The following is a 17,055-nucleotide window of genomic DNA, read 5'->3' on the forward strand; positions in this document are numbered from 1 at the left end:
CCGTTCGCTATGCGCATCGTTCAGGCCGCCGAAGCCGTCTCCGTCATCAAGTCCCGCGACCGCGTCTTCATCCACACCGCGGTCGCCGCGCCGCAAAGGCTAATCGAGGCCATGACGGCGCGCGCCTCGGAGCTCCGCAGCGTCGAGGTCGTCCACCTCCACACGGAAGGCCCCGCGCCCTACGCCGCGCCGGAGCTAGGGACGAGCTTCCGCACGCGGGCGTTCTTCATCGGGGCGAACGTGCGCGACGCAATCGCGAACGGCGAAGCCGACTACATCCCCGTCTTCCTCAGCGAGGTCCCGAACCTGTTCAAGCACGGCATCCTCCCCCTCGACGTGGCCCTCGTGCAGGTCTCCCCGCCGGACTCCCACGGCTTCTGCACGCTCGGCGTGTCAGTGGACGCCTCCCACGAAGCCGTGAAGCAGGCCCCGCTCGTCATCGCCGAGATCAACCCGAACATGCCGCGCACGCACGGCGACGGCTTCGTGCACGTGGACGACATCGACTACGCCGTCGAGGTGGACTACCCGCTCCCCGAGCACGCCCGGCCCGAACTGTCCGACGCCGAAATCGCCATCGGCCGCCACTGCGCCGGGCTCGTCGAGGACGGCGCCACGCTGCAGATGGGCATCGGCGCGATCCCCGACGCCGTGCTCGCCGCGCTGACGAGCCACCGCGACCTCGGCATCCACACGGAGATGTTCTCCGACGGCGTGATCGACCTCGTCGAACGCGGCGTGGTGACGGGCGCGAAGAAGCGCGTGCACCCCGGCAAGCTGGTCTCCTCGTTCCTCATGGGCACGCGCAAGCTCTACGACTTCGTCGATGACAACCCGCAGGTGGTGATGCTAGGCGCGGACTACGTCAACGACACCGCCGTCATCCGCCGCAATCCGAAGGTGACGGCCATCAACAGCGCCATCGAAGTGGATCTCACCGGGCAGGTCGTGGCCGATTCGATTGGAACGCGGATGTTCTCCGGCGTCGGTGGACAGATGGACTTCATCCGTGGCGCCTCGCTCTCGCCCGGCGGCAAGCCGATCATCGCTCTCCCCTCGACGACAAACAAGGGCCACACGCGGATCACAGCGATGCTCCACCCCGGCGGCGGCGTGGTGACGACGCGGGCGCACGTCCACTACGTCGTTACCGAGTACGGCGTGGCGAACCTCTACGGGAAGAGCCTCCGCGAGCGAGCCCGTGCGCTCATCAGCATCGCGGACCCGGCGCACCGCGAGGCGCTCGAAGAAGCTGCCATCGAGCGGTTCAAGCACCTGCCGGACTGAGGATTCATGCGGGACGGATGACGAGCGGCGTAGCTTCCGACGTCACGCCGCCCCGTCTCGCATGCACATCGCCTACGCCACTGACCAACTCTTGCCGCGCACTGCGACGGACGCAGAGCAGCTGATGGCGACGGTCTCCGCGCTCGGCCGGTGCGGCGCGGTGGTGGAGGTACTCATGCCTGCCCACGCGTGGCGCCCTCCCCCGACGCCCGAGGTTCTCGCCCAGTTTTACGAGGTCACGCCGAGCTTCGCCGTCGCGCCGATTCGGGGTGCGGTTCCCACGTTTCGCGGGCTCGAAAAGGTGGTGCACGGTGCCGCTGCGGTGCGCAGCCAATCGGCGAGTGCGGCCGACGTGCTCTACACCCGCAACCTCCCGACCGTCCACGCCGCACTGCGCTGGGGACGCGCGCCCGTCGTTTATGAGACGTACCGTCCGTGGCCGGACCAGCGCCCGCGTAGCGCCCCCTCGTTCCGCCGGATGTTCGAGCACCCGCGTTTCCTCGGTGCCGTGCTCCACTCCGACCTCGCTGCCGAGAGCTACCGGCGGATCGGCGCGACCGACGACCAGTTGCTCGTCGCGCACAACGGGTACGATCCAGCCCGGATCGAGCCCATCCTCAGCCGAGCGGAGGCGCGAGCGCAAACGGGCCTGCCTCCCGACCGGCCGACGGTCACGTATGCCGGGCACATCTCGCTCGACAAAGGGCTCGGCCTCGTGCTCGATCTCGCCGAAGCCCTGTCTGGCGTGCAATTCGTCCTCGTCGGGTCGAAGGGCGAGGGGCCGGTGGAGCGCCGCGCCGCTGCGATGGGGAATGTGACCGTTGTGGCGTGGCAGCGGTTCTCGGAGACGGTGCCGTACCTCTACGCCGCCGACGTACTCCTCATTCCCCCGACGCGCGGCCCGCTCGAAGCCGTCGGCAACACCGTGCTGCCGATGAAGACGTTCCTCTACATGGCGACGGAGCGACCCATCCTCGGCCCCGCCACGCGCGACCTCACCGAAGTGCTGGCCGACGGAGTGTCCGCCCGCCTCCTCCCCCCCGACGACGTTGGCTCCGCCATCGCTGCCCTCCGCGATCTCCTGTCGGACGACGCCCTCCAGCGCCGGCTCGCGGCGGCGGCGAGGGCGAACGTGCAGACGTGGGACGAACGCGCCGCGCGCGTGCTCGCGTTCGTCGAGGCGCGGCTGAAGACCCCAGCGTAGCTCACGGCTCGGCGGCCGGCTCCGCCGCAGGCGGCGGGCCGACGGGCGGCCCGGCCCGGCCCGGCAGCGCCCACAGCACGAGGCCATAGGCCGCCACGCTCGCTAGCCCGATTCCGATCCGCGCAGCCGGTGCGAGATCGTTGAAAGGCAGCGCAGACCCAGCCGCGAGCACCACGCCGAGCCCAACGAGCCCGGCCACATGGGGACGATACACCTCGCGGAGTTGCATCGGCACGCCGACGATCCGGCTGGCCTGCGTGACCTCTAAGGCGGCGAGCGCGAGGGCACCGAGCGCCGAGGCCGCCGCCGCCCCAGCCATCCCGAAACGGGGGATGAGGACGAAGTTCATCCCTACGTTCACGACGCCGATCGTGGCGCTGTTGATCAGGTTGAGCCGGGAGTGCCCCGTCATCACGACCACGTTCCCCGCCAGCCCGAACCCGTTGATGAGGTACGGAACGGGTAGCAACCACAGCATGAACGCCACCGTCCCGTCGTAGCCGGGGTAAAAGATGCGGAGGAGATCCGCGTGAAGCGTGGCGACGAGGAGGATGGCCGGGACGGCGAGCGTGGCGGTCCACCGCGCCGTCGAGGAGTAGACACGACCCAACGTCGCTAGATCGCCCTGCGCATAGAGCCGTGAGATCTGTGGGGCGAGCGCCCCGGAGAACGCGAGCTTGACCTGCCGGAGTTCGCGGACAACGCCCGATCCCGCCCCATACACCCCGACAGCGGCCGCGCTCGCCCCGAGCGCGCCGAGCATCAGCACGTCGATCCCGGTCAGGAATCGGTTCAGCGTCATGTTCAGATTTTGCGGGAGGGCGAACCCCAGCAGTTCGCGGTTGAGCCGGAAGCGCCGGAGCGCGCGGCCGAGCGGGCGCCATTCGAACTCTCGCCCGTAGATCCCGATCGCTGCGAGGCCGGACAGCACCTGCGACAGCACCCACGCGATCACAAGCCCCTCGACGGTCGGCAGCGTGCTGTGGATCAGGAAGGCCGCGCCGAAAAGGGTGAGCGGCTTGAGCCCGCCGGCGATGAACGCGTCGTACCGCATGATGCGGAGCCCCTGCGTAGCGGCGAGCACGACGCGCTCGAAGGCCATCAGGGGCAGCACGAGGGCCATCACGCGCACGGCTGGTGCGAGCTCGGCCCCGAAGTCGTACGTAGCCTGGAGAGCCGGAGCCCCCAGCGCCTGCGCCCCGGCCACGATCACGAGCGCGCCGCCCAGGCTGAAACCAAACGCGTTCGCGAGGGCGTCGTATAGCTTCTCTCGATCCTCTTCCGCGTAGCGTGCGACGTAGCGCACCGCCGCATCGCGGAAGCCCGACGTCAGCAGCGCCACGGCGATCTCGACGAGCGCCGCCGCCGATACGTACACCCCAAACACCTCGGCCCCGTAGAGCCGTGTAACGACGAGGAGAAACGCCGGGCCCGCGATCTTCCCCGCGATCCCGAGGAAGTTGACGAGCGCGCCCCGCTGGAGCTCCTTCTCGATGCTCATCGCCCGTCAGCGCCGGACGGCGTCGTAGTGCGCTTCCAGTTCCGCCACCTGCTTGTGGAGGTCAAACTCGCGCTCCATCTTCGCACGCCCCGCCTTGCCCATCGCACGACGAAGCTCGGCATCGTCGAGGAGGGCGATGAGCCGGTCGGCGAGGGCGGGTACGTTGCGTTCGGGCACGAGGAACCCGGTCTCGCCGTCCTCGACGAGTTGGGGGATGCCGGCGTGGACGGTGCTCAGCACGGGGAGCTCGGACGCGCTCGCCTCCCGAATCGTGATCGGGCTCCCCTCGCGGTCGTGATCGCGTGCGACGACGCTCGGTGCCATCAGCACATCGGCCGTTCGCATGAGGGCGGCGACCTCCGCCGCCGCGAGCACCCCGGGAAAATCGACGTCTGCTCCCAAGCCCGCCTCCGCGACGAATCGGTGCAGCATGGATTTCAACTCGCCCCCGCCCGCGACCGTCAGACGCGCCGCGCGCCCCTGGCGGCGCGCTTCGGCGAACGCGCGGAGGCCGTAGATCAACCCCTTCTTCTCGGTGAACCGCCCGACCATCACGACGTGAGGCGGACCAACGCTCCGCTCACCCCCCCCGTCGAACTTCGTGAGGTCGATGCCGAGGTGGTGCAGCTTCACAGCCTGAGGCCGACCGCTGAGGTCGGCGAGCAACTCCTGCAACTCCAGGCTGACGGCGAGCATGAGATCGGCCTGCTGGAAGATGGAGGGCGCGCGGAGCACGTAGCGCCAGCGCCGGGGCTCGTAGCGTTGGCTCCCGAGGAGCGCGGCCACATCGTTCCCGTGGAACGTTACGACGAGGGGGAGCTTGTGCCTCCGCGCGTAGGGCAGCGCATAGACGGCGCCGGTACCGAAGTGGGCGTGGATCAGCGCGTAGTCGTGCTGTTCGAAGTGGCGGTGGAAGGGCGGCCACGTCCCGAGCCGCTCGTAAAGCCCGCTTTGGACCGGCCCGCCGGGCGTGTGGATGCGCGCGGGGTCGTACGGGAAGCGATCCGCGTTCAGCCGCTCCTTACAGAAGACGTCAGCGACGTAGCGCGTGTGCGCGCAGACCTCGTCGTGGACGAACGTCTGCGAGTACGGGAGGAACGAGGTCGAAAAAAGGGCGAACGGCGTGGGAGGGACGGCCATAAGTTCGATCTGCCATGAGGTCTGGCGGAGCCATCAAGCTACCGCCACCAGCAAAGCCTCTCAAATGAAGGTTTGACCGCAGCCGCGCCGCCGTATGAACGTCCTCGTCTGGGCCACGACCTTCGGTGCCGACCTCTGGAGCCTCGCCCGATACCTCGACCAGCGGCCCGACTGCACCGTCCGCGTCGTCCTCGACGACCCGGCGACGTTCCGGCGCGAAGGCGTGGCGCACCTCTTCCCACTCGACCGTACGAAGCTCATCAAGCGGCGTCCGTGGCACCGATTCGTCGGGGTGCCGGGGTTCCGGCCAGACATCACGGTGATGGATAACCGCGTGCCGCTGCGTGCGCCCTCCCCCGCCGGGCTGATGCTGTGGCACGGCTTCGGCTGGCGCGGCCCGAACAACGCCGACGGGGACTTCGCATGGCTCCACCACTCCATCCGCTCGGCCTTCGGCGATGCGCGCGTTCCGAACCCGCGCTTCCGCTGGCAGTGCTTCGGGCCGTGGGATCTGGGGCACCGCACGGCCGTCAGCGGCTTCGCGCCCGAGAACTGCCGGCTCATCGGCGCCGTCAGCCATGACGACCTCCGCATCCCGCTCGACCGCGCGCTCGCGCAGCCGTTTTACCCCTTCGATCTGAAGCGCAAAACGGTCCTCCTCGCGCCGACGTGGCACTACGGCGAGGTCTTCGCCCACTGGGGCACCGACGCCGACCTCTTCGACCGTCTGCTCGCCCACCTCCACCGCCGCGAAGCGAACGTCATCCTCCGCCTCCACGACTCGTTCCGCTTCCCCCGTCCGTACCGTCGGTTTCTGGACGACCTCGCGCGGCGCTATCCGAACGTCCTCCTCAAGTTCAAAGACCGTCATCCCGACAACTTCCTCGACCTGCAGGTCGCCGACGTGCTCGTCACCAACTTCTCGTCGATCGCGAACCTGTTCTACGCCACGCTACGGCCGACCGTCCACGTCTACCCCGTCGCGAGCGCAGACGAAGCGTTCATGGAGCGGCAGTACACCGTGTTCGGCGTCCGCGAGAAGCCCGTCGAATCTGCCCGTTTCATCTGGAAGCTGCCGCCGGAGGACAACGGCGGCCTCCTCGCCCACGACTTCGACGAGATGATGACGCAGATCGACCGGGGGCTCGACGAGCCGGACTGCTGCCGCGACCGCGCGCAGGACTTCCTCGACCGGCACATGCTCGGCGCAGACGGAGGGAATGCCGAGCGCGCGTGGGCCGTGATGCAAGAGGTGGTGACCACGGCACAGGCCGCCCGGTAAGCGACGTCGTGAGGATGGGCTGAATTGCACACGCGGCGGGATACCCCTTTCGCGACACCGGTATATTCGGCCGATTTACCCCACGGCATTCTCTCTCCAACCGCTGCCTCCGTGCCCAACACCCTCCCCGCCCACGACGGCAAACTCCTCGTCCTCCTCCCCGGAATGGGCGCCGTCGCCACCACGTTCATCGCCGGCGTCGAAGCCGTGCGGCGTGGCACCGCGCAGCCCTTCGGCTCGCTCTCGCAGATGCAGACGATCCGCCTCGGCAAGCGCTCCGAGAACCGGAACCCGCTCATCCGCGACTTCCTCCCCCTCGCCCCGCTCGACGACCTCGTCTTCGCTGGGTGGGACCCGATCCCGGACGACGTGTACGACGCCGCCGTGCGCGCCGGCGTGCTCGACGACCGCGACCTCGCCGAGATGGCGGACTTCCTCCACGGCATCGAGCCGATGACCGCGGCGTTCGACCAGCAGTACGTCAAGCGGCTCGACGGTACGCACGTCAAGCAGGGCGAGACGAAGTGGGACCTCGCCGAGCAGCTCCGCGCCGACATCCGGGCGAAGAAAGAGGAGACCGGTGCCACGCGCGCCGTGATGGTGTGGTGCGGCTCGACGGAGGTCTACCTCTCCCCCGCTCCCTGCCACATGAGCCCCGAGGCCTTCGAGCAGGGCATGAAGGACAACGACCCGGCGATCGCGCCGAGCCAGCTCTACGCCTACGCCGCGATCATGGAGGACGTGCCGTACGCGAACGGCGCCCCCAACCTTTCGGCCGATTTCCCCGCGCTCGAACAGCTCGCGGAGCAGCGCGGCGTGCCGATCACGGGCAAGGACTTCAAGACCGGGCAGACGATGATGAAGACGATCCTCGCCCCCGGCCTCAAAGCCCGCATGCTCGGCGTCAACGGCTGGTTCTCGACCAACATCCTCGGCAACCGCGATGGCGAAATCCTCGACGACGTGGACTCGTTCCGCTCCAAAGAGGTCACGAAGGCCGGCGTGCTCGACACCATCTTCCAGCCCGAAACCTACCCCTCGCTCTACGGCGACCTCTACCACAAAGTCCGCATCAACTACTACCCGCCGCACGGCGACGCGAAGGAGGGCTGGGACAACATCGACATCTTCGGCTGGCTCGGCTACAAGATGCAGATCAAGGTCAACTTCCTCTGCCGCGACTCGATCCTCGCCGCGCCGATCGTGCTCGACCTCGCGCTCTTCCTCGACCTCGCGGGTCGCGCCGGCCGCTCGGGCATCCAAGAGTGGCTCTCGTTCTACTTCAAGAGCCCGCACACGCCCTCCGGCCACGTGCAGGAGCACGACCTCTTCATCCAGCACTTCCGGCTGAAGAACACGCTCCGCGTGATGGGCGGCGAAGAGCCGATCACCCACCTCTCCGAGCACTTCGAGGAGCACACCGAGATTGAGGAAGCAGAGTGACGGCCGGAGCGGGACGCACCGCCGTCGTCCTCGCCGCGGGCTTCGGCTCGCGGCTGGCGGGGACGAGCGATGCGACAGCACTCAAGCCGCTGACGCCCGTCGCCGGCGTCCCGCTCCTGCTCCGTACGTTCCGCAGCCTCGAAGCCGCGGGCTGCGACCGGATCGTCGTCGTCGTCGGGCACGGGGCAGACGAGGTGCGGGAGGCCGCCGAGTCCGTGTATGAAGGCGGCGCCGACGTGCGCTTCGTCGTCAACGAGCGCTACGACCTCGCAAATGGCGTCTCCGTCCTCGCCGCGCGTGACGAGGTGGACGGAGACTTCCTCCTCACGATGGCCGACCACGTCTTCAGCGACGACGTGATGCGGCTCGCGGGGGCGCACACGCCGCCCGCGCACGGCGCGACCCTCCTCGTGGACTACGACATCGCCGGCGTCTTCGACCTCGACGACGCGACGAAGGTGCGCGAACGAGACGGCCACATCATCTCCATCGGCAAGCAGATCACCGACTACAACTGCATCGACACCGGTCTCTTCGTTTGCTCCCCCGCGCTGATGACCGCACTCGCCGAGGTTTACGCCGAGCGCGGCGACGCCTCGCTCTCCGACGGGATCCAGCGTTTCGCCGCTGCCGGCCGGATGAGCGTACTCGACATCGGCGACGGCTTCTGGCAGGATGTGGACACCCCCGAGATGCTCGCCGAGGCAGAACGTCGACTCCGTGCGGTCGAGGGGTAGTGTGCTACCTCACTTCACGAGGAAGTAGTCGTAGACAATGCGCCCGCGCTGGTTCGTCGTGCCGCGCCCGCGGAAGACGACAACCTCGCCGCCGATGTACCGCTTGACGACGGCTTTCTGGATGCCACCGAGCTCTTCGAGCGCGGAGAACGTCTGCTGGTCGCGCTCGCGGTTGAGGATCGTCTGCCCGCCGCCATCGTAACGAACCGCGAGTTGGTTCGGCACCGCCACGCCGAGGCTCCGCCGCGTCGAGACGACCTGCAGCGATTCAGGCTTGCGGAGTTGGAAGCGGCCGTTCTTCCGCACGGCGGCGAACCCGATAACCCGGTCCTGGTAGCGCGACGCCGGCGTGATGAAGTGGCCCACCTCCATGTCGCCGCTGTGCTGCACGAACCGGTACGCGCTGCGCACGAGCTTCGTCGGGAAGTCGCTCTGGAACGTGTGGTCCATGTAGGCGGTGCCCGATACCCGTTTCGCCACGCCATCGATCGTCACGGTGCCGGCGACGCGGGCGTACGGAATGTGGATGAACATCCCGATCCGATCCGAGCCGAGCCGGAATATGCCATCGCCCCACGTCAGTCCAGACGCGATGTCGGAGAAGGTGAGGTCCACGGCGTACTCGACGCCTTCCTTCCCGGCCTCGAAATGGACGCGGTGGCGCTGCGGGAGTGCGCCTTCGGCGTAGATGTTCGGGTGGACCTGCAGCCTGCTCGTGCCGGGCGAGAATTTTAGGTCCGCCGCGTCGTACTGCTTCGGGGCGCGGTACGTCCGGCCGTCGAAACCGGAGATCGAAAACTCGGCGCCGGAGACGGGAGACATGAGGCTCCCGAGGTACGCCTGCGAGAGACTCATCGTCGCCTGCATCCCATCGTTCAAGAGGAAGGTGTACGACCACACTTCGTTGTAAGCACTGCCCTCGGCGCGGTGCGGACGGAAGTCATCCACCGTCACCGCGCGCACCCCGCCCTCCGGCACCGCGACGCGCTCGTCGACGGGTGTTGGAGCAGCTAACGGGCTTTGCGGGATCGCAAGCAAGGCAAACAGCAGACAAACCACTACACCCAATGCGTTGTACTTATTCATTCTACCCATTTTGCTTGACGAGATCTTAACAGTCATTAGCTCGGGTCTGTGTGATTTCAAATCACGTTTTCAAGGAGTCGTTGCTGGCTCAACCGCCTCACGATCTTCCATCCACTGCAGCAAGGCCGGGAGGAAGAGGAGCGCGGCGAGGAGCGTCGCGCCGATCCCGATGAGGGCGAGGAGTCCGATCGAGCGGAGGCCGGGGTGGAACGAGAGCAGGAGGCCGGAGAACCCGATCATCGTCGTGAGCGCTCCCATCGTGACATGCTCGCCGGTGGAGCGGAGGACGTAGCGGAGCGAGCCCGGCCCCTCCTCCCGATAACGGTGGACGAGGTGCACCCCGCAGTCGTTGCCGATGCCGAGCACGGCCGGGAGCACGACGAGGTTGTAGAACGTGAGGGAGACGCCGGCTAGTACCATCAGCCCGAGCATCCAGAGGACGCCGACGACGAGCGGCACGAGCGCGAGGAGCGCCCACTTGACGGAGCGGAAGACGAGGAACATGAGCAGCGCGATCAGTGCAAAGGTGATGCCGACCATCAGCGGCGCCTCGGCGAGCATCAGCCGCAGCATCTCTGCCGCGACGATCGACGTCGACCCGGCGTAGTACGTCTCTCCCTCCACCTCCACGACGCCGACCTCGTCGGAGAAGGCCATCGAGAGGCGGGCGTCTTCGGAGAGCGAGCCGCGCGGGTACACGATGACGAAGTTGCCGACCTCGCCCGACTTCGACGTGAACGTCTGCTTGAGTTCGTCGGGTACGTCGGCGAGGGCAATCGGCGCGGTCGTGCTCGCGGCGCGGCGGACGCGAGCGATCTCGCCGGTCGTGTCCGCCGCGAGGAACGGGTCGTCCGTGAGTTCGCGGATCTCGGCGATCCAGTCGAGCTTGGCGCGGGCGGCCTCCGGCGTCGTCGGAAACCGCTCCTGCAGGCTCTCGACGGCGAGGATCAGCGTGTCCTCGCCGGCCCGGCGCCGCAGTTCCACGACGAGCGGCTCCACGTCGGACGCGTCGTCCACGACGATGTACGCCGGGTTGCGACGGTTGCTCGACGGGTAGACGCCGGAGAGCCGGTCGGCGCGGTCGTAGTAGTCGCGGTACTCGGGCTCCAAACTGCTGAAGTTGTACTCGAACCGCTCCTGCGGCAGCGCGAAGAGCGACAGCACGACGGCGACGAGGCTCGCGGCGAGGATCGTCCGCGCGGCCGGGAACGGCCGCGGATCGGCCGCCACGACGGGCTCGTCGTCGTGCGCTTCGAGGCGGAGCAGCCCGAACCGCTCGCTGAGGATGAGGAGCGCCGGGAGGACGAGCAGCATCGCGAAGAGGGCGAACACGATCCCGAGGCCGCCGATGAACCCGAACTCGCTGAAGCCACGGAAGTCAGCGATCGTGAGCGCGAAGAGGGCGATCGCCGTCGTCGCGGCGCTGACGGCGACGGCCTGCCCGGTCGAGACGAACGTCATTTCGGCGGCGTCGGCGGGGCTCAGCCCGTGCCCGCGCTCTTCCGTATAGCGCGCGTAGAAGTGGATGCCGTAGTCGATTCCGAGCCCGAAGAGGACGAGCGCGAGTGTCGACGTCATCAGGTTCAGCGCGCCGAACACGGCGCCCGCGATCCCGAACGTCCACGCCAGACTCATCAGGAGGGGGATGCCGATGAGCCCCGCCGTCACCGGCAGCCGGGCGAGTTCGCTGAGTACGACGCGCCGCGTCCGTCCGCGAACCTGGAGCGCTTTGTACAGGAAGTAGAGCACGACGAAGAGCAGCACGGCGGCGGCACCGAGCCCGAAGCTGCTCTGCACGTCGTTCGTGATCGCCTCGATTTCGATCTGCTGCCGGAGGAGGCGGCCGGCCGTCGTGACCTCCATCTGCGGATCGAACTGCGCGGGCTGCACCGCTGCCACGAGCGAGTCGAGCTGCCGGTACGTGTCGCGAATGAAGCCGATGTTGGTCTGCGCGCCGCTCGGATAGAACCGGAGGGCGAGCACGGTCGAGTCGGGCGAGACGGCATACTCGCGCGGCTGCAGGTCGCGGAGGCCTTCCAACCCTCCCGCGTCCGACTCCTCTTCGTCGAGCCCGAGGTCGTCGTCGAGGTCGACGAAGAACGGATTGGCTTCGAGCCGCGCCTCCTCGGCCGTGTCTTCGAGGAAATACTGGAGCTGGTCCAATTCCTCGTCGGAGGCGAAATAGAGCGCGTTCTGCGCGAGGAATGTCGTGTCCTTCCGAAAGTCGACGCGGGTGAAGACGGGCTCGCCGCGCCACTGAAGGGCAAGGGCCTGCGGGATTAGCGCCTCGGCGAAGCGCTTGTTCGCCGCGAACGACGGGCTTTCGATGGCGACGTCGACGGGCGTTTCCGAGCCGACGGTGGCGCGGAGCCGCTCGAGCGCCTGCACGCTCACGTAGTCGTCGGGCAGCAGGTTCGCGAGGTCCGTGTCGATCTTCAGCCGCGTCGCGGACACGAGCCCGAGCGCGGCGAGCACGAGCGCGACGGCGACGACGGCGAACGGGCTCCGCACGATCGCGTGGATGAGGGGGCGGAGGGACTCGAAAAGACGTTCCACGAAGGCAGGGGCGGGATCGGGGGTGAGGGAAGCGTAACGTAGCCGACGCCGAGGCGCGCGAGGTCACATGAAACGATAGCGAACGCGAGGGTAACGGGGCACATCCGGCGCGGATTCCCCGCACGGCGCCTGCCCGCCGCGCTCCGTGAACCGGCCGCGCGGCGAAGGGTACACGGCTCCCAACGCCCTTCGCCCCCTCCGAGTCCCGATGTCCACACCCGAATCCGACCCCGCCGGCCCGATCGTGCTGTTCGACGGCGTGTGCAATCTCTGCGACGCAGCCGTCACCTTCATCATCGACCGCGACGCCGACGCCGTCTTCCGGTTCGCCTCGCTCCAATCGGAGGTCGGGCAGCGGCTGACGCAGCGATTCGGCATCGAAAACGAGGACACCGTCGTGCTCGTCGAAGACGGCCGGTGCTACGTCCGCTCGACGGCGGCGCTGCGCATCGCCCGGCGGCTCGACGGGGCGTGGCCGCTCCTCGCGGCCCTGCTCGCCATGCCGAGGCCGCTGCGGGACGCGGCGTACCGATTCATCGCGCGCCACCGCTACCGCTGGTTCGGCACCCACGACGCCTGTCGCGTCCCGACCCCCGCATTGCGCTCCCGATTCCTCGAGTACGATCTACCATGACGCACCGCTCGGACCGTGTTGTTCTGCTGCGCGACGCGCCGAAGGAAGGCGTGTGGGAGGGAGACGTCGGAACCGTCGTCCGGCGCACCGACGAGCGTATCGACGTCGAGTTCATCGACCGGGAGGGCGAAGCTGTGATCCTGTCTCTCGGACTGGAGGACGTGCAAACCGTCGCCGGCGCCCGGCTCAGTAAAATGATAGGGATAGGGATCGCTCTCGGGCTGTTGGTTCTGTGGCTCTCATTGCCCCTCCTATTCCCTGGAGACACGTTCTACCGGATTTTGTACACGTCACTCATAGCAGTCGTTGTCGTGATGCTGGCCGTCCTGTTGGTCTGGCAACCCATCCGAGCACTGCGTCGACGTCGCTTGCTACGCGACGGCCAAGAGCAGATCGACCCCTCGCTCCGCGCTTACGTCACGTCCGACCTCTCGTGGGAGAACGCCGCTATGGCTCCCGCCCCTGTCTCCGACGCGCTTTCGTCCTTCCGATTCCTCGTCGATGACGAGGGGTTCGATCCTGCTCTGATCGAACCAGACGCACAATCACTCCATTTCCGACGGCGCGAGATCGCCGTCAACGTAGGGGCCTTGCTGGGGCCGGAAGGCATAGAGGCGGGCATCCAGATCGTGCTCTTCCACTCGCCGCACTCGTACCGGCCTGTCGCGGCGAGAGTGTTCGGAAGTCTGAGCGACGAGTTGGGGGACGGGTTCCGCGGTGCCGCCTTCTTCCTCCGAATGAATCTCGACCGGCTCATCGGGGAGCTCCACGAGGAAGCCGCTTCAGCGCAGCCGGAGTATCTTTCTAAACGCGAACGCTGACCCCTTCCTCCGAGCTTATCCATGCCCAAGCACACCTACGACTCCATCCAAGTCGGCGACACGTTCGAGTGGAGCCGCACCGTCAGCGCCGACGACGTGCGCGCCTTCGCCGACGTTTCCGGCGACGACAACCCCCTCCACCTCGACCCCGAATACGCCGCCACGACGCCGTTCGGGCAGCCCATCGTCCACGGCGCGTTCCTGCTCGGGATCGTATCGAAAGTGCTCGGCCGGGACTATCCGGGCCCCGGCAGCGTCGCCGTCGCGCTCTCTGCGAAGTTCCTACGCCCCATCCCCGTCGGCTCCGAGATCAAGCTGGAAGTGAAGGTTGCCGAGAAGATCGAGCGGTACGGGCACGTCCGCGCGAAGGTGTACGTCTACAACGAAGCGGGGAAGATGGCGCTCGGCGGCGAGGCCGTGATCATCCCGCCGAAGGGCGAGGGCTAAACCGAAGAACGGAAGAGCCGAGGAGACGAAGCGGTGCTTTCCTCGTCTCCTCGGCTCATAGCCTCCCCGTCTCCTAATTCCGCGGCAGCTTCAACGCCGTGCCCGCCGGAATCGTCTCGTTGAGTTGGACGTTGTTCATAATCGCGAGCGTGTTCTCGTCGAGCCCGATGGGCGAGGGACGGCCGCGCAGGAATGACTGGAACGACCCCGCCCGATCTACCTGCACCACGTCGAGCCGGACGGGCTGGCGGTTGAGGTACTCCCGATTCGTGAGGCGCTCGAAGCTGCGGAATGTCGAGAGGAACTCGTCGCGGTACTGGCTGAAGGTGTTCGCGCCGGTGAGGCCCATGAAGCGATAGACGGTGCCGCCATACTCGATGAAGTAGGCCGCGATCGCGAGTTCGCCCTGCTGCGTGTTGGCCGTTCCGCTGATGGCGTAGGCCTGGTTGCCGTTCACCGTCGTCGCCTCCTGGCTCGACAGGTTAAAGCCTTGCTGGCCGGCGAAGGCGCGCGCCGCGGCCTGCGGCGAGTCCTCCGGCGCGAACGTGAACTCCATCACCGCCCGTCCGTTCGGCTCGGCGATCTGCACCGCCGCCGCGCCGTTCAGGACCTGCCAGCCGTTCGGGTAGTCGAACGAGAAGGCGAGGTCGGGGTGGTAGAACATCCCGTTCTCGGTGAAGCCCTGCCGTGGATTGCTGCCGAGCACGATGCCCTCGATCTGCTGGAGGTAGGGCTGGGCGTTGACTTCGGTGCCCTGCGGATCGTACTGCGCGGCGAGTTGGGGGATCGTCTGCTCGCGCTCGCCGGGATCGGGATGGGTGGAGAGGAAGGACGGGAGGCTGCCGCCGCTCTGCTCGCCGAGCCGGCTTAGCGAGCGGAAAAACTTGGCTCCTTCGGCGGCGTCGTACCCGGCGAACTCGGAATAGGCGACGCCCGCACGGTCGGCCTCGCGCTCGGCGTCGCGGCTGTAGCTGAGCGTGAGGAGCTGGAGCCCGGTGCCGCCGTAGTTGAGGATGCCCTCAGCCACGTTCCCGCCGCCGACGACCCCGCCGAGCACGGCGGCCCCGAGGAGCCCGAGCTGGCCGAGCTGGGCATTCGCCGCACGCTGCGACGAGTGCCGGGCGAGCACGTGCCCCGCCTCGTGCCCGAGCACGACAGCGAGTTGGGCCTCGTTTTCGAGAAACGCCAGCAGCCCGCGCGTGACGTAGGTGTAGCCGCCCGGGAGGGCGAACGCATTCACCACGTCACTGTCGAGCACCTGGAAATAAAACGGGGTGTTGCGGATCTCGGCGGGCGTGCTCGCCTCGCCGTAGGCGCTCGTCCGCAGCACGGCCTGCCCGATGCGGTCGACGTAGGCCGCGAGCTGCGGGTCGTCGTAGAGCCCGTACTGCGCGATGATCTGCTGGTTAGCGTCGGTGCCGAGCTGCACCTCTTCCTGCCAGCTGTACGCCCCGCGCGTCGTCTCGCCGGTGACGAGGTTCGTGGTCTGCGTGCCGCAGCCGGAGAGGGAGAAGCCGAGCGGGCTCAGCAGGAACAGCGCGAGGAGGGAGAAAACGCGGTAATGTGGGAGCATGGTCGTCGTAAGAGATGGGATCGGAGAAGGGAGGGCGAGGCGGGCTCGCTACAGCGCCGCGTGGTCGGCGGGCTCGGATATGGTACCGTGTACGACGTAGAGCGCCGCGTGCTCCGGCTCGGTGAAATCGACGGCCGCGTCGAACGGTTCGCGGCGCGCGGCGGTGACGAGGCTCTGCCCGATCGTGTCGGACTGGAGGAGACGGAGGAAGACGTCGGAGCGGTGCGGGTCAAGGTCGCCGAAGACGTCGTCGAGCAGGAGGAGCGGCGTCTCGCTCAGCCGGTCGCGGAGGTAGAAGTACTTCGCCAGCTTGAGCGCCATCCCGAACGTGCGGTGCTGGCCCTGCGAAGCGTAGGGGCGGACTTCGAAGTCGTTGAGCCGGAAGACGAGTTCGTCGCGGTGCGGGCCGGCGAGCGTTCGCCCGCGCTCGCGTTCGCGGCGGGCGAGGCGGGCGAGCACCTGCCGGAACGCCTCGGCGATGTCGGCCTCCGTCATCCCCTCCTCCAGCGCCACGGCCGTCTCGTATTCGATGCTCGGCCGCTCGCCGACGGCTTCCATGCTGGCGTAAGCCTCGGCCAGAAACGCGTCGAAGTCGTGGATGAAGCGGCGGCGGCGCTCGATGATCCGCGCGCCGAGCCCGATCAGTTCCTCGTCCCACGCCTGCTGCGAGGCGGGGTCCACGGGCGAGCGCGCGCGGCGCTGCGCGAAGAGGAGCGCGTTGCGCTGCTTCAGCGCGCGGCGGTACTTGAGCAGGTCGTCGAGGTAGACCGGCTTCGCCTGGCTCAGCGTGTTGTCGAGAAACTTGCGGCGTTCGTCCGGCCCGCCCGCCGTGAGCGCCCCGTCGGCCGGCGAGAACACGACGACGGGCAGCATCCCGACGACCTCGGACAGCCGCTCCAGCGGGGCCTTGTTGACGAAGATCCGCTTGCCCTCCTCGGGGACGTAGACGAGCCGCCCCGTCAGTTCCGGCCGCTGCTCGCCCTCGAACCGGCCCTCGACCTCGAAGAACGGGCAGCCCTGCCGGAGCGCGTGCGTGTCCTGCGACGTGAGGAAGCTCTTGCTGAGGCAGAGGTAATGGATCGCTTCGAGCAGGTTCGTCTTGCCCGACCCGTTGGGCCCGTAGATCAGGTTCACGCCGGGCGCGAACGCGACCTCCGTCTCGGAGTGGGCGCGGAAGGAGAGCAGACGGAGCGAGCGGAGGCGCATGCGGAAGGCAGGAGTCGGAGCGAGAAGCGTAGCTGATACCGCCGCTCCCGCGCCCGGTTCGGACAAGCACGAATAGCGCGCGGAGGCGGGTCACCCGGCTTGACGGGTAATGCATTTCGACGCATTTTGCGTCGGCTG

General features: G+C 67.8%; 14 protein-coding genes. 8 read left to right on the forward strand and 6 right to left on the reverse strand.

The features are described from left to right. Positions 1 to 9 precede the first annotated feature (9 nt). Together ABJF88_09930 and ABJF88_09935 are read left to right on the forward strand one after the other, a co-directional pair. Entirely contained in the window at positions 10 to 1,287 is a 1,278-nt protein-coding gene (locus ABJF88_09930; GenBank protein MEP0547237.1) for an acetyl-CoA hydrolase/transferase C-terminal domain-containing protein, read from the forward strand. A gap of 61 nt (positions 1,288 to 1,348) precedes the next feature. After that, the gene (locus ABJF88_09935) at positions 1,349 to 2,491 is read left to right on the forward strand and encodes a glycosyltransferase (protein MEP0547238.1); all 1,143 of its coding nucleotides are present in this window, start codon (positions 1,349 to 1,351) and stop codon (positions 2,489 to 2,491) included. A 1-nt stretch (position 2,492) separates the two neighbouring features. Here ABJF88_09935 and ABJF88_09940 read toward each other — a convergent pair whose 3' ends face one another. Next, positions 2,493 to 3,992: an oligosaccharide flippase family protein gene (locus tag ABJF88_09940; protein ID MEP0547239.1), complete on the reverse strand. Its 1,500-nt coding sequence runs from the start codon at positions 3,990 to 3,992 to the stop codon at positions 2,493 to 2,495. 6 nt (positions 3,993 to 3,998) lie between these two features. After that, complete coding sequence (locus ABJF88_09945; protein MEP0547240.1) at positions 3,999 to 5,132, reverse strand: glycosyltransferase; 1,134 nt, start codon at positions 5,130 to 5,132, stop codon at positions 3,999 to 4,001. A gap of 94 nt (positions 5,133 to 5,226) precedes the next feature. Between ABJF88_09945 and ABJF88_09950 the strand changes: the two genes are divergently transcribed. The 3 genes from ABJF88_09950 to ABJF88_09960 all read left to right on the forward strand — a co-directional run bounded on the left by ABJF88_09950 (position 5,227) and on the right by ABJF88_09960 (position 8,594). Then, entirely contained in the window at positions 5,227 to 6,414 is a 1,188-nt protein-coding gene (locus tag ABJF88_09950; protein MEP0547241.1) for a CDP-glycerol glycerophosphotransferase family protein, read from the forward strand. A gap of 111 nt (positions 6,415 to 6,525) precedes the next feature. After that, positions 6,526 to 7,857 (forward strand): inositol-3-phosphate synthase, encoded by a 1,332-nt coding sequence (locus ABJF88_09955; protein ID MEP0547242.1) that lies wholly within the window; start codon positions 6,526 to 6,528, stop codon positions 7,855 to 7,857. After that, a complete protein-coding gene (locus ABJF88_09960; protein MEP0547243.1) occupies positions 7,854 to 8,594 on the forward strand; it encodes an NTP transferase domain-containing protein in 741 nt (246 codons plus the stop codon). The genes ABJF88_09955 and ABJF88_09960 overlap by 4 nt, the downstream gene beginning before the upstream one ends. A gap of 9 nt (positions 8,595 to 8,603) precedes the next feature. Here the strand turns inward: ABJF88_09960 and ABJF88_09965 are convergent, their stop codons facing one another. Together ABJF88_09965 and ABJF88_09970 are read right to left on the reverse strand one after the other, a co-directional pair. Continuing rightward, positions 8,604 to 9,680 carry a hypothetical protein gene (locus ABJF88_09965; GenBank protein MEP0547244.1) on the reverse strand — a complete coding sequence of 359 codons (1,077 nt, stop codon included), beginning with the start codon at positions 9,678 to 9,680 and terminating at the stop codon, positions 8,604 to 8,606. Positions 9,681 to 9,749: 69 nt separating this feature from the next. Continuing rightward, a complete protein-coding gene (locus ABJF88_09970) occupies positions 9,750 to 12,236 on the reverse strand; it encodes an MMPL family transporter (protein MEP0547245.1) in 2,487 nt (828 codons plus the stop codon). A 208-nt stretch (positions 12,237 to 12,444) separates the two neighbouring features. On the opposite strand from ABJF88_09970, the gene ABJF88_09975 reads away from it, so the two are divergent. From ABJF88_09975 to ABJF88_09985, 3 genes are read left to right on the forward strand one after another with little or no spacing between them, the layout of a single operon-like run. After that, positions 12,445 to 12,870, forward strand: coding sequence for a thiol-disulfide oxidoreductase DCC family protein (locus tag ABJF88_09975; protein ID MEP0547246.1), 426 nt, complete (start codon positions 12,445 to 12,447; stop codon positions 12,868 to 12,870). Then, a complete protein-coding gene (locus tag ABJF88_09980; protein ID MEP0547247.1) occupies positions 12,867 to 13,691 on the forward strand; it encodes a DUF4926 domain-containing protein in 825 nt (274 codons plus the stop codon). Before ABJF88_09975 ends, ABJF88_09980 begins: the two co-directional genes overlap by 4 nt. A gap of 21 nt (positions 13,692 to 13,712) precedes the next feature. Further along, positions 13,713 to 14,138, forward strand: a complete 426-nt coding sequence (locus tag ABJF88_09985) for a MaoC family dehydratase (GenBank protein ID MEP0547248.1) — start codon at positions 13,713 to 13,715, stop codon at positions 14,136 to 14,138. A 73-nt stretch (positions 14,139 to 14,211) separates the two neighbouring features. Here ABJF88_09985 and ABJF88_09990 read toward each other — a convergent pair whose 3' ends face one another. Together ABJF88_09990 and recF are read right to left on the reverse strand one after the other, a co-directional pair. Beyond that, positions 14,212 to 15,711 (reverse strand): M48 family metalloprotease, encoded by a 1,500-nt coding sequence (locus ABJF88_09990; protein MEP0547249.1) that lies wholly within the window; start codon positions 15,709 to 15,711, stop codon positions 14,212 to 14,214. Between the two features lie 48 nt (positions 15,712 to 15,759). Then, on the reverse strand, positions 15,760 to 16,917 hold the full coding sequence (gene recF, locus ABJF88_09995; protein MEP0547250.1) for a DNA replication and repair protein RecF: 1,158 nt from the start codon (positions 16,915 to 16,917) through the stop codon (positions 15,760 to 15,762). Positions 16,918 to 17,055: the final 138 nt, after the last annotated feature.

The sequence above is a fragment of the Rhodothermales bacterium genome (genome assembly GCA_039944855.1).
GTDB lineage: Bacteria > Bacteroidota > Rhodothermia > Rhodothermales > JANQRZ01 > JBBSMX01.